Here is a 13,041-nt window from a genome sequence, read left to right on the forward strand (position 1 = left end):
GTTCTCCAATGTGATGTTCACCACGATGTTGTTGTGCTGCTATTGGCGCAGCGCTGTTAAGCGCCTTTCGCAGAAGGCAGCTTGGTTACAAGACGCAACGACACCGTCAGCCCTTCGAGCTGGTAATGCGGACGCAGGAAGAATTTGGAGTTGTAGTAACCGGGGTTGCCTTCGACGTCCTCGACCACCACTTCCGCGGCGGCCAGCGGTTGCTGCGCCTTGGTGGTTTCGGTGGAGTGCGCCGGATCGCCGTCGACGTAGTTCAAGATCCAGTTCTGCAACCAGCGCTGCATCTCATCCTTCTCTTTGAAGGAGCCGATCTTGTCGCGCACGATGCACTTCAGGTAGTGAGCAAATCGGCAGGTGGCGAACAGGTACGGCAAGCGCGCGGCAAGGTTGGCGTTGGCCGTGGCGTCGGGATCATCGTATTCAGCGGGTTTCTGCAGGGACTGCGCACCGATGAACGCGGCAAAATCGGTGTTTTTCTTGTGCAGCAACGGCATGAAGCCGTTCTTCGCCAGTTCCGCTTCGCGGCGGTCGGAGATCGCAATTTCAGTCGGGCATTTCATGTCCACCCCGCCGTCGTCGGTCGGGAAGGTGTGGGCCGGCAGGTTCTGCACCTCTCCACCCGACTCGACGCCGCGAATCCGCGAGCACCATCCGTAGTGTTTGAACGATCGGTTGATGTTCACTGCCATGGCATAGGCCGCGTTGGCCCAGGTGTATTTGGCGCTGTCGGCACTGTCGGTGTCTTCTTCGAAAGCGAAGGCTTCCACCGGATCGGTCTTGGCGCCGTAGGGTAGGCGGGCGAGGAAGCGCGGCATGGTAAGGCCGATGTAGCGCGAGTCTTCCGATTCACGCAGCGAGCGCCACCCGGCGTACTCCGGAGTCGTGAAAATCTTGGTGAGGTCGCGAGGGTTGGACAGTTCCTGCCACGACCCCATGCCCATCACGGTAGGTGATGCCGCAGCGATGAACGGTGCATGCATCGCGGCGCACGTTTTCGAGAGCTCGGCCAGTAGTTCGACGTCTTGCGGGGATTGGTCGAAGTAGTAATCGCCGACCAGACAACCGTAGGGTTCGCCGCCGAACTGGCCGTATTCTTCCTCGTACATCTTCTTGAAGATCGGGCTCTGATCCCAGGCGGTGCCTTTGAATTTCTTCAGGGTTTTGTGCAGCTCGGGCTTTGAGATATTCAGCACCCGAATCTTCAACTGATCGTCGCTTTCGGTGTTGTTGACCAGATAGTGCAGCCCTCGCCAGGCGCTCTCCAGCTGCTGGAACTCAGGATGGTGAATTACCTGGTTCACTTGAGCGGTGAGTTTGGCGTCGATGGCCGCAATGATCGATTCGATCGAGGTGATGGCGTCCTTGGACACCAGGTCTGTTTGCATCAATGCCTGTTCGGCCAAGGTGCGAACCGCCGTTTCGACGGCTTCGCGAGCGCGTTCAGTCTTGGGTTTGAATTCCTTGAGCAGCAACGAGGCGAACGCATCGGTGTCTTCGTTCTGGCTGGTCTGGGCCTGGGTTTCGCGCAGCAATTGGGTCATGGCGTTGGCTCCTGCTCAGGCCTTCAGTTCTGTGTCTTGAGGTTGATTGGCACCGGGTCTTGGCGCACTGACTAGCGCTTGTAGCAGGGTCGGATCCTTGATCGCTTTCATGATGATTTCTTCAGCGCCTGTCTTGCCGTCCATGTAGGTCAGCAGGTTGGCCAATTGAGTGCGCGCCTGGAGCAACTGATTGAGCGAATCGACCTTGCGCGCCACAGCGGCAGGGCTGAAGTCGTCCATGCTCTCGAACGTGATATCCAGGCTGAGGTTGCCCTCGCCGGTCAGTTCGTTCGCCACATGAAAGGCAACACGGGGCTGCATGGCTTTCAGACGCGAATCGAAGTTATCGACGTCGATTTCCAGAAATTTGCGATCAGCCACGGCCGCCAGCGGTTCTGCAGGCTTGCCAGCCAGATCCGCCATGACTCCCATGACAAAGGGCAGCTGAACTTTCTTTTCGGCTCCGTAGAGTTCCACGTCGTACTCGATCTGGACCCGCGGGGCACGGTTGCGCGCAATGAATTTCTGAGAACTGGTGTTCGCCACGTTGCTCCTCCTGGTCGCTGCTGCGACGTGATGGCGTCATCGAGCAATGCCGGTGACGGATTTGGGTGATGTTTGTCGCGATGTTCCGGTCGCGCCGCTATCGGGTCTCGGGCCCGCACAGGTTTTCGAACTGGGATAGGCCGTCGGGAATGAGATTGCGCACGATGGCCGCGAAATCAGCGTGCACCAGGGTTTTGGCCCGGTTCAGCAACACCGGGAGCGGGCTCGACGGCTCATGCCTTGCGTAGTAAACGAGGATCCGCTCAAGGCTGCGCAACACGTCGTCACGGTTGGATATTTCCCCGATAATCGCCGGTGTACGGTTCGCTACGGCGTGCGCGGCCAGCTGGGTGCCAGGCTCGAGGGACGAAGTCTGGAAGGCGCTGCTGTCGGGGGCGTACTCGGCAAGGATATGCAGCGCCTGCTTGAGAGGTTGCTTCAGGGCTGACAGGTCTACGCCCTGTGCTGAACCGACTTGCTGCGAAACGAAGTGTTCTATGGCATCCGCCACGCCGTGGGCCTCGGACAATGCGCTGCGCACCGCCGACAACTGTTCGGGATCACTGTCGCGCAGCGCGCCTGCCAGCTCGTCTGCTCTCAATGGCTCATCGGGGAAGCTCTGCAGCCCGCTGGCGTTGAGTGCCGCGCGCAGGCTGATCGGGCCAAATGTGCGAGAGCGTGTCAGCAGGCACTCACGTAATAGCAGGATGTTGGTGTCGCATACGATTCCGCACAGCGTGTTTATACGCACCGTCGGGTCATTCTCGTCATCGGCGTCCAGTTGCGGATACAGGGTTGGCCAGTATTGCCCGAGCAAGTCGTGGGTCAGCTTCAGAGCCTCGGCCAGCCCTGTGAAACCGTCGAGCGCCAGAGCGCTTTGCAGGAGAAAATGGCTGATCCTCAGGTCTTTGCTGCGTTGCAAAAGGGCAATGCTGGATTGCTCTATCTGCCGCCATTGTGGGGCTTCAGCTTGTTGTACCGAATCACCCATCGTACGCTCGGGTTTACCTTGGGAATCTCGCTCCAATTGCAAAAAATCGGCATCGTATTCAAGATCCTCGCCGCATGGAGAGTTTGCTGAAATTGCAGTTAGCAATAGCGGAATGTCCAACAAAACAGATCTCCTTATCTTGAAATCGATATTTCTTACATTGCTTGAGGAAATTTCCTACATCAACTTTTGAATTTTCTTAATTTCTTAATGAATGATGTCGTGATGATGTCTTTTAAATTTTGTAAGTTGTACATTTTTGGTGTGGAAATTATCCGTTGTCAAGGTATGCTAGGCAAACTTTGTAACCGTTGTGATGTGAATGGCAGCATGTGAGGTTGATGCATATCTCGCTGTACCCTTGATGGGGAAGTGTGTTTAGAATTGCCGGCCAAAACATACTCCCGCAAAATTCGGAGGCTTCTGGAGCGTTGCGAAGCAGGATGTTCGACTGCCTTGCACAGGCCGCGCTGCCTGGTTCGCAGGGCATCAAGTGCAAGCAAGGAGGCGAAGTGTCGCTCTATCTGACCATTACGAGTTATCACAAGATAACTCCTGGGCAAGTGCCGGAAATATCTATAGACAAAGGAATGCTGGCAATAGGCCGTGGACCCGATAACGACTGGGTATTATCCGATCCGGAACGGCTTGTTTCTTCGAGGCATTGTACGATTCAGTCCAAGGGCGATCGTTATTATTTGACCGACACGAGCACCAATGGTGTGGAGCTGGTAAATGCGGGAGCCAGGTTGCGGCGCGGAAACAGTGAGGTGCTGATCGATGGTGAAGTCATTCGAATGGGTGAGTACGAAATCAGCGTGCGAATTGATTTAAAAATGAAACTCATGGAGAAAAGTGTTTCTGGAAATAACCCGGTTAACAGTTTCGAGTCGTTGATAGGGGTTGAGAAAAGCGCCGCCCCAGTGGCTGTCGAGCATTTGGCGACGCAGCGATCCAGAGATGGGGCTGCCCAGTGGGCTTTACCTGATCCGTTCGATTTTCTATCGGCGCCGAACGTACCGGCAGCCGCAGTTCCAGATCACGTCCCGGTGGAGCACCACGATTTTCGCCCGCCCGTTCCACACGTTTCGGAGCGTCACGCTCAGTCCATGCCCGAGGTTTTGACCAGCGCCATTCCCGAAGACTGGAACCTGCCCGGAGAGTTGTCGGAATCGGTGGCCGAAACCCCCGTGCCCCTGGCAACGGAACTGCCAGCAGAGATGTCCGTTGCCGTCCCCGCAACTTCGCGCCTTGACGGGAACTCGTTTCAGGCGTTCCAGCGCGGTGCGGGCCTTGAGCATTTACGCATCGATCAGGATGAGGCGCTGGCACAAATGGAGTCCATCGGGCGCAGTTATCGCCTGATGGTCCAGGGATTGATCGACGTGCTGCGAGCACGCAGCAGTCTGAAGGGTGAGTTTCGTTTGCAGCAAACCATGATCAGGCCCGCTGAAAACAACCCGCTGAAATTCGCTCCGGATGCTGACGAAGCGCTGCTTCTGCTGCTGCGCTCCGGCAACTCGGCATTCATGCCGGCAGATCAGGCAGTTGCCGACAGCTTCGACGATCTGCGGGCGCATCAATTGGCGGTGATGGTGGGAGTCGAGGCGGCAATCAAGGCGCTACTCAAGCGCTTCGAGCCCGCGCAACTAGAAAAGCGCATGGGCAAGCCTGGTGCCTTGGCCAATTTCTTCGGCTCTCGTCAGGCACAGCACTGGCAACAGTTCACCGAGCTTTACGCCCACATTGCCCGAGAGGCGGAGGACGACTTTCAAGTCCTGTTCGGGCGCGAGTTCAGTCGCGCCTACGAAGAGCACAGCGTACGTCTTCGCCGCTCCTGAGAAGCGGCAATCGGAAAAACGGATAGACAGTCAGCACGTCATGAGGACGCAGGATGTTTCGAAGGCTTGTATTGGCAGCCGGTATGGTGCTGTCACTGGTTTCTTGTTCGAAAAACGCAGGCCCTCCCCAGCCAGTCGACAAGACCGCTGATACCACTGCTGTTGCATTGCGTTTCAACGCCGCGGCTGAACTCAATCCAGGCGTCACAGGCGAGAGCACCCCTGTGCGGGTTCGTATCTACGAGCTGAAGAACGCCGCCGGTTTTCTGCGTACGGATTATTTCGCTCTGGCCGACCGCGCCCAGGCCGCGCTAGGCCCGGACCTTGTAGACCAGGACGAGGTGCTGCTGCACCCCGGGCAACGAACCCATATCGAGCGCGCGCTCAGCCCCGCCACACGGCATGTCGGCCTGGTGGTGGGTTATCGCGAAATCGATCAGGCGCAGTGGCGCACCGTACTCACTGTCAGCGCGCAGAAAACCGCCGAATTTCAGGTCGATCTGCGAGCCCGAGCCGTGAGTGTCGCCCCGTTAACTCAACCTGCCCAATAGGCAACCGGAGAAACCATGTCCTGGAATAATCGTGTGGTCTGGTCGGAAGGCATGTTCCTTGGAACGCAGCACTTCCAGCAGCATGACCGTTATCTGGAAAACCTCATCGACGCGCGCAGCCGTCCGCTGTCAGCCGGTGCCTGGGGCTTTTCCGAGCTGAAGCTGGATCAGGGGCTGCTCGCTCAAGGCAAGCTGGCGATTGTCAGCGCCAGGGGCCTTTTGCCTGACGGTACGCCGTTCAATATTCCTCATGACGATGTGACGCCCAGTCCACTGAACATTGCCGACCAGATGCGCGATGGTCTGGTGTACCTGGCACTGCCGCTCAAGCGCGCAGGACAACGGGACACGGTCGTGGAAGGCGATGCATTCGGTGGCGCCCGGTTTCTCAGCCATGTTCGTGAGGTGCGGGATGATAATGCCCTGTTCGAAAGCCGCGCGCCGGTGGCTGTCGGGGCGCGTGCTTTTCGACTGCTGGCCGGGGAGGATGGACTTAACGATTACGCGTCCATCGGGATGGTGCGGGTCACGGAGAAACGCGCCGACCGAACATTGGCACTCGACGCGGGCTACATCCCACCGTTACTGGACGTGGCGGCGTCTCACGCCTTGACGACCTTTCGCAGTGAACTGGTGGGGTTGCTGCATCAGCGTGGCGAAGCGCTGGCCGGTCGGGTAGTGGCATCCGGCGCCGGTGGCGCCGCCGAAATTGCCGACTTCATGCTGCTGCAACTGGTTAATCGTGCCGCCCCGCTGCTCGACCACTTGAGTCAGCTGAGCCCGTTGCATCCCGAGCGCCTCTACAGCGAACTGGTGAGCCTGGCGGGTGAGTTCGCCACATTTTCAGCCACCGGGCGCAGGCCAGAGACGTTTCCAGGCTATCAGCATGACGAACTGACCCCCACCTTCGCACCGGTCATGCAGGCATTGCGCGAGGCCTTGTCGATGCTGATCGACAGCAAGGCCACACCTATACCCATCGAAGAAAGAGCCTACGGCATTCATGTCGGGATGCTGTCTGACCGTGCGCTGCTCGACAAGGCCAGTTTCGTGCTGGTCGTACGTGCCGATATCCCCGGCGAAAGCCTGCGCGGGCGATTCGCTCAGCAGAGCAAGGTCGGTGCGGTGGAGCACATTCGCGACCTGGTGAATCTGCAATTGCCCGGCATCGGCCTGCTGCCGTTGCCCGTGGCACCCCGTCAGATTCCTTTCCACGCGGGCTCGACCTACTACGAACTTGATCGCGGTAGCGAACACTGGGCGATGCTTGCCAAATCGGGCGGTTTTGCTTTCCACGTGGCCGGCGAGTTCCCCGGCTTGAATCTGGCCTTCTGGGCTATTCGAGGATAAGCCGCCAATGCCTGCTCACGACGGACCGTTCGATATCTCCAAACCTGCCAGTGACCGCACGCAGTTCATGCCGCGCCCCGGAGGACGTGAGCCGCAGCCAGTCGGAGCCACACCACCGTTGCCTGTGCCGCCCGCGCCCTTGCCGAGCGGCAAGGCCCTGGGTCTCAATCCTCTGGAAGCGGCTGCCGGGCCATTACTGGCAATGCTCACGCGGCTGCGCAACACCATTGCGCATCCCGCACCCGCCAGCTTGCGCGCTCAGCTGTTGAGCTACTTGCGCCAGTTTCAGGAGCGCGCAGAGGCCGCGGGAGTGGTGCGCAACGACGTACTTCTGGCGCGCTATGCACTCTGCAGCGCGCTGGATGAAGCTGTGCTCAGCACGCCGTGGGGCGGAGATGGCGAGTGGGGCAAACAGAGCCTGCTGATCTCCGTTCATAACGAGGCGTGGGGCGGCGAGAAGGTTTTCCAGCTATTGGAGCATTGCTTGCAAAGTCCCCGCGAGCGTCTGCATCTGCTGGAGCTCCTGTACCTGTGCATGTGCCTGGGTTTTGAAGGCCGCTACCGAGTGATGAGCGACGGTCGCACCCAGTTGGAGATTCTGCGCGAACGCACCAGCGCCGCTATTCGCAGCGCGCGCGGCGAATCCGAACGTGAGCTTTCCCCCCACTGGCGCGGGCTTGCGGTGGTGCGTGATCGCCTGTCGCAATTCGTACCGCCTTGGGTGGGACTTGCCGTTGGCCTGGCGTTGCTGCTCTTGTTGCTACTGGGTTTGCGCCTGAAGCTGGCGTCCGACGCGGAACCTGTGTTCAAGAACATTCATGCGCTGGGCGAAATTCCGATACAGGCCATTACCCCTGCCGTTACTCCACCCAGGATTGTCGAGCGCCCGCGCCTTGCAGGCCTTCTCGTCGAGGACATCAAGGCCAAACGCATCACAGTACAGGACGCGGTTGATCGCTCGATAGTGACCATTCGGGGGGATGGGACGTTCCCGTCCGGCAGCGCCAGTGTCGTCGACGATTTCCAGCCACTGATGCTGCGCATCGCCAGTGCCATCCGCCACGTCAAAGGCCAGGTGCGGGTCACAGGCCACAGCGACAACCTTCCCATCGCCACGCTACGTTTTCCGTCCAACTGGGCGCTTTCTCAGGCGCGCGCCGAACAGGTCCTGCAGGTTCTCGCGGCCCACACCGGTCAGCCGGAACGATTCTCCGCGCATGGGCGCAGTGACACTGAACCTATGGCTTCAAATTCAACGGCCGAAGGGCGGGCGAAGAATCGTCGGGTTGAAATCACTGTGCTGGCGGAGGGATTCGAGTGAAGGCGTTTTTCAGTTTCGTCGTGCGTTGGGTAGTCCCGGTTTTTGGCCTGATCGCGCTTGCCCTCATCATCTGGTTCATCGGCCCGCTGCTGGACCTTCTTTTACCCCAAGGCCGCCGATTGGCGCTGATCGTTCTACTGTTCGCCGTCTGGGGCGCCTGGCGCGTGTTTCGCATCGTTCAGACTCGGCGGCATGCGGCCCAGGTTCTAAAAAGTCTGGCGGCAGAAAACGCTGCGGATCCTGCCAGTCTCGCGACAGATGAGGAATTGGCTACTTTGCGCGAGCGCATGGACGACGCCCTTCAACTGTTGAAGAAGGCCCGTCTGGGTGGCGATGAACGTCGCAGTGTCTACGAATTGCCGTGGTACGTGATTATCGGCCCGCCGGGATCGGGCAAGACCACAGCGCTGGTCAACTCAGGGCTGCACTTCCCCCTGGCGGCACAGATGGGTGCGGGCGCGGTTCGTGGTGTGGGCGGCACGCGCAACTGCGACTGGTGGTTCACCGATCAGGCTGTACTGCTTGATACCGCTGGACGCTATACCACCCAGGACAGTCATGGTCAGGTCGACAAGGCGGCCTGGCTCGGCTTTCTCGACCTTCTGAAAACAAAGCGCTCCCGGCGCCCTATCGATGGCGCGTTCATTGCCATCAGCCTGTCGGACCTGCTGTTGGGAACCGACGCAGAACGCGCAGCCCATGCGGCTGCGGTTCGCTCACGGATTCAGGAGTTATACAACCGGCTGGGTGTTCGCTTTCCGCTCTACGTGATGCTGACCAAGCTCGATCTGGTGCCAGGCTTCATGGAATTTTTCGAGACCTTGAGCAAAGATCAGCGAGCACAGGTCTGGGGCATGACCTTCGCACTGGACGATGGCAGGGATAGCGACGGTCCTCTGCCGAGCCTGCTCAGTGAGTTCGCGCTGCTGGAGCAGCGTCTGAACGAACGGTTGATCGAGCGTTTGCAGCAGGAGCGCGATCCGGCCCGGCGGGATCTGATCTACGGCTTCCCGCAGCAATTCGGCGCCTTGAAAGAAACGCTGCAAGGCTTCCTTGAGGGCGTTTTCAAACCCAATGCCTTCGAAGATCGCGCGCTGCTGCGAGGTGTGTACTTCACCAGCGGCACACAGGAAGGCAGCCCTATCGATCGGTTGATCGGCGTCATGGCCCAGAGCATGAATCTGGACCGCCAACACCTAGCGGACCAGACAGGCACTGGCCGCAGCTATTTCATCGAAAAGCTGTTTACGGAGGTCGCTTTCGCCGAGCGGGGACTGGTAGGCGTGAACCCGCGGATAGAGTGTCGACGCAAATGGCTGGCACGCGGTGCATTGGCCGCCACGATTGCGTCGGTGCTGGTGGTCAGCGCGCTTTGGTGGGTCAGCTATCGTGCCAATCAGTCATACATCGCTCAGGTCGATCAAAAGATCGAGCCTCTGGTTCTGGGCCTTCAAGCCTTGAGCCCGGCACACCGTGACGTACTGGCGGTGCTGCCGTTGCTCGATGCCGTGCGAGGTCTGGCCGGCAACCCGCCCGGGATGTCTCAAGGGTCGGGTCTTTATCAGGGCGACATGCTAGAGGCCGAAGCAGGCAGCGTTTACCGCAAGTTGTTGATCGCGGTGCTCGCACCACGGCTGGTCGCCCGAGTAGAGGAGCAATTGCGCAGCGGTGGCAGTCCGGATTTTCTTTATGAGGGTCTGAAGGCCTATCTGATGTTCGCTGACAAGGAACACTACGATCCTGATTTCATCAAGGCCTGGGTGGCGCTGGATTGGGACCAGAGTTTGCCGCGCGATCTTCCTGTGGAACAACGTCAGGCATTGGGTGAGCACCTGCATGCCTTGTTCGAGCGGCATCCACCCACGGCACGTCTGGATCAACGGCTGATCGATGACCTGCGTCACCAGCTACGGCATTTGCCCGTGGCGCAGCGTGTCTACGATCGGGTCAAACGGCAAAATTTGCCGTCGGGCTTGGCCGATTTTCGTATCACAGAAGTGGGCGGGCGTGATGCTGCCCTGGTGTTCTCGCGTAAAAGCGGCAAGTCGCTGGGCGAACCGTTGAGTGGTTTTTTCACCGCCAAGGGTTATCGCGAAGCATTTTTGGCCACAAGCTTGAGTCAGGCCTCGACCCTGGCCGAAGAACAGTGGGTCCTGGCGCCGGACCGCGCAGATCAGCAGAACGTAGCCAGCCTGGCTGCCGATGTGCAGCGCTTGTATTTCCAGGATTACCAGCGTCAATGGGATGCGCTCTTGGCAGATATCGACTTTGTGCCGATCACCAGCGTGGCCCAGGCTGCCGACGTGTTGCGGGTCATTTCAGGGCCGGCCTCGCCACTGAAAAAATTGTTGGCAGCCGTGGCTATGCAAACCGACCTTCAGCTCGAAGCCAGACTCCTGGCTGAGCAGGGTAGGAAGGTCGAAGGCGGAGTCGATCAACTCAAACAGCGTCTGGGCTCGATTCTAGGGCAAGAACAAACAGGTACTCCCGTCAAGCCCGTGCAGGCGCAGGATCCAGTCTCCAGTCACTTCGCCGAACTGAAGGCTTTTATGGGCCAGGGTGAGGGCGAGCCTGCTGCAATCGACGGGTTGTTGGCGGACATCAATGCGCTTTATGTACAGGTCAGCGCGATGGTCGATGCCAGTGGTGATGCGTTGCTGGTCGAGGCGAAAAACTCAGCCAGCGCGGCAGCTAGCCGTGTAAGCCTGAACGCCAGCCGTCAGCCGCCGGTGGTGCAAGGGCTGGTGAAGTCCATGCTCAGCTCCACCACCAACACCATGATGGGCGGCGTACGCAATCAGTTGAATTCCGCGTGGGTCAGCGAGGTGGTGAACGTCTATCGCCAGTCCCTCAGTGGCCGCTATCCGCTTGTGCCAGGCAGCTCCCGGGATGCGACGCTCGAAGACTTCGGTCTGTTCTTCGGCGTGGGCGGGGTAATGGATAACTATTTTCGCAAGTACCTGCAACCTTATGTCGACACCTCCAGCCCTGCCTGGCGCTGGCAGCCTGGAGCTGCACAAAAGCTTGGGATCAGCTCCTCGGCGCTGCAGACCTTCCAGCGCGCGGCTGCTATTCGCGATGCGTTCTTTCGTGCCGGGGGGCTGCAGCCGACGGTGCGTTTCGAGCTCATGCCGGTGGCAATGGACGCCTCGATCACACAGTTCCTGCTCGATCTGGACGGTCAGCAGATCAGCTACGACCATGGGCCGAGCCGCCCGACCGCGATGCAGTGGCCCAATCCCGGCAATGTTGGTGTCGTGCGACTGTCCACGCTGCCACCAGTGGCCAGCGGTCGTTCAGGTGTCACCCTCGATGGCCCATGGGCATGGTTCCGCCTGCTGGATCAATCGGAACTGTTGGCTGGCGTTTCTCCCGACCGTTTCAACCTCAGGGTTCGGGTCGATAACGTCAGTATTTCATACGAGCTACGCGCCAACAGTGCGTTCAACCCGTTCAAAAGCCGTGTACTCAGCGGATTCAGCCTGCCGGAGCGCTTATGACGACGCTGGGGTTTTACGGCAAGTTGGCCAGCCGTGGCGATTTTATCAGCCGTGGTTTAGGGCAGGATTTCATCAGGCCATGGGATCGCTGGCTGGCTGCGGGCCTGCAGGCAAGCCGGCAACAACTCGGGGAGGCCTGGCTGGATGCCTACCTGGTCAGCCCTCTCTGGCGCTTTGCGCTGGCACCAGGCGTCTGTGGGGAACAGGCGGTGACTGGCGTGCTGATGCCGAGCATCGATCGGGTGGGGCGATATTTTCCCATGACAGTCGCCCAGACACTTGAGCCAGGTCAGTCGCTGGCAGCGGTTGTCAGTGCGCCTGAAGCCTGGTTTGAGCAGGTCGAAGCATTGATGTTGGCGACGCTTGCCCAAGGCGCAAAATTTTCGGCATTCGATGACGGTATTTCAAGCCTTGGGTTCCTGCCCACGTCCTTGTATCCGTCGATCAGCGACTTCGCCGGACTTCAGCGCACCACCGCGAACGATCCGCAGGCGCGGTTTCAGGCGCTCGCCGAACTTGCCTGTGAAGGTGCGAGCCTGTGGTGGGGCAGGGGGTCGGATCGTGTCGCCCCTGGGCTGATGCGCTGCCCGGGCCTGCCTGAGCCTGCTGAATTCGGCAGCTATCTGCTGGGACAAGGAGCGTCGGTCTAGATGCCTGCATTAGTGGAAACTGTGCATTACCGCAGCGCCTGTTTCAGCCATGTCGGCATGGTGCGGCAGATCAACGAAGACGCGTTCCTGGAACTTGCGCAGAACGGCCTCTGGGCTATCGCCGACGGGATGGGCGGGCACGCGGCCGGGGATTATGTGGCCAACCTGATTGTCGACAGCCTTCGGCGAGCAATCCCAGGGGACTCACTCTTCACCTACACCGGCGCTTTGCGTGAGGCGCTGGGGCGGGTGAATGCCTCAGTGCGCAAGGAAACCCTGCATCGTGGTGTGAGTGTGATGGGCAGCACCGTGGTGTTGCTGGTGGTTCAAGGCAACCGGGGAGTTTGCCTGTGGGCCGGTGACAGCCGCCTTTATCGCCTGCGCGATGGCCATCTGCAACGCATCTCCCGCGATCACAGCTACGTCCAGAGTCTGCAGGACAGCGGCCTGCTCAGCGAAGCCCAAGCGCGGGTGCATCCCCACGCCAACATCGTCACCCGTGCCGTTGGCGTCCAAGACACGCTTGATCTGGCGGCTATCGACCTAAAAATCCTGCCCGGCGATACCTGGCTGCTGTGCAGCGACGGCGTGAATAAAACCACTGAGGACCATGAAATCCGCGATGTCCTGGGTCACCCCGATCCCTGGCAGGTCGTTCGCAGCCTGGTGCATCTGGGATTGACCCGCGGTGCACCCGACAACATCACCGCCATTGTCGTCAAAGCTTCCTGAAGGTCAGAG

At 59.5% G+C, this 13,041-nt stretch carries 10 protein-coding genes; 7 read left to right on the forward strand and 3 right to left on the reverse strand.

Annotated features, from left to right (window positions below):
- Positions 1-56: 56 nt before the first annotated feature.
- From tssC to tssA, 3 genes are all read right to left on the reverse strand, one after another.
- On the reverse strand, positions 57-1,550 hold the full coding sequence (gene tssC / locus ACIPO9_RS24285; protein WP_400783971.1) for a type VI secretion system contractile sheath large subunit: 1,494 nt from the start codon (positions 1,548-1,550) through the stop codon (positions 57-59).
- 15 nt (positions 1,551-1,565) lie between these two features.
- The gene (gene tssB / locus ACIPO9_RS24290; RefSeq protein WP_400783972.1) at positions 1,566-2,096 is read right to left on the reverse strand and encodes a type VI secretion system contractile sheath small subunit; all 531 of its coding nucleotides are present in this window, start codon (positions 2,094-2,096) and stop codon (positions 1,566-1,568) included.
- 97 nt (positions 2,097-2,193) lie between these two features.
- The gene (gene tssA, locus ACIPO9_RS24295; RefSeq protein ID WP_400783974.1) at positions 2,194-3,207 is read right to left on the reverse strand and encodes a type VI secretion system protein TssA; all 1,014 of its coding nucleotides are present in this window, start codon (positions 3,205-3,207) and stop codon (positions 2,194-2,196) included.
- A 392-nt stretch (positions 3,208-3,599) separates the two neighbouring features.
- Here tssA and tagH point away from each other — a divergent pair, with 392 nt between their 5' ends.
- The 7 genes from tagH to ACIPO9_RS24330 are packed head-to-tail and all read left to right on the forward strand — an operon-like array spanning position 3,600 to position 13,032.
- Positions 3,600-4,928 carry a type VI secretion system-associated FHA domain protein TagH gene (tagH, locus tag ACIPO9_RS24300; RefSeq protein ID WP_400784034.1) on the forward strand — a complete coding sequence of 443 codons (1,329 nt, stop codon included), beginning with the start codon at positions 3,600-3,602 and terminating at the stop codon, positions 4,926-4,928.
- Between the two features lie 53 nt (positions 4,929-4,981).
- Positions 4,982-5,479, forward strand: coding sequence for a type VI secretion system lipoprotein TssJ (tssJ, locus tag ACIPO9_RS24305; protein WP_400783975.1), 498 nt, complete (start codon positions 4,982-4,984; stop codon positions 5,477-5,479).
- 15 nt (positions 5,480-5,494) lie between these two features.
- On the forward strand, positions 5,495-6,829 hold the full coding sequence (gene tssK / locus ACIPO9_RS24310) for a type VI secretion system baseplate subunit TssK (protein WP_400783976.1): 1,335 nt from the start codon (positions 5,495-5,497) through the stop codon (positions 6,827-6,829).
- Positions 6,830-6,836: 7 nt separating this feature from the next.
- Entirely contained in the window at positions 6,837-8,150 is a 1,314-nt protein-coding gene (locus ACIPO9_RS24315; protein WP_400783977.1) for a DotU family type VI secretion system protein, read from the forward strand.
- The gene (gene tssM / locus ACIPO9_RS24320; RefSeq protein WP_400783979.1) at positions 8,147-11,650 is read left to right on the forward strand and encodes a type VI secretion system membrane subunit TssM; all 3,504 of its coding nucleotides are present in this window, start codon (positions 8,147-8,149) and stop codon (positions 11,648-11,650) included. Before ACIPO9_RS24315 ends, tssM begins: the two co-directional genes overlap by 4 nt.
- Positions 11,647-12,300, forward strand: a complete 654-nt coding sequence (gene tagF / locus ACIPO9_RS24325) for a type VI secretion system-associated protein TagF (protein ID WP_400783980.1) — start codon at positions 11,647-11,649, stop codon at positions 12,298-12,300. Before tssM ends, tagF begins: the two co-directional genes overlap by 4 nt.
- On the forward strand, positions 12,301-13,032 hold the full coding sequence (locus ACIPO9_RS24330; protein WP_400783981.1) for a PP2C family protein-serine/threonine phosphatase: 732 nt from the start codon (positions 12,301-12,303) through the stop codon (positions 13,030-13,032).
- Positions 13,033-13,041: the final 9 nt, after the last annotated feature.

The organism is Pseudomonas sp. NPDC090203 (assembly GCF_044746765.1).
Taxonomy (GTDB): Bacteria; Pseudomonadota; Gammaproteobacteria; order Pseudomonadales; family Pseudomonadaceae; genus Aquipseudomonas; species Aquipseudomonas putida_AD.

Excerpts from the sequence above, each read along its gene's own strand:
- tssC (WP_400783971.1), bottom strand. The coding sequence starts at position 1,550 with ATGACCCAATTGCTGCGCGAAACCCAGGCCCAGACCAGCCAGAACGAA.
- ACIPO9_RS24315 (WP_400783977.1), top strand. The coding sequence starts at position 6,837 with ATGCCTGCTCACGACGGACCGTTCGATATCTCCAAACCTGCCAGTGAC.
- tssJ (WP_400783975.1), top strand. The coding sequence starts at position 4,982 with ATGTTTCGAAGGCTTGTATTGGCAGCCGGTATGGTGCTGTCACTGGTT.
- tagF (WP_400783980.1), top strand. The coding sequence starts at position 11,647 with ATGACGACGCTGGGGTTTTACGGCAAGTTGGCCAGCCGTGGCGATTTT.
- ACIPO9_RS24330 (WP_400783981.1), top strand. The coding sequence starts at position 12,301 with ATGCCTGCATTAGTGGAAACTGTGCATTACCGCAGCGCCTGTTTCAGC.
- tssK (WP_400783976.1), top strand. The coding sequence starts at position 5,495 with ATGTCCTGGAATAATCGTGTGGTCTGGTCGGAAGGCATGTTCCTTGGA.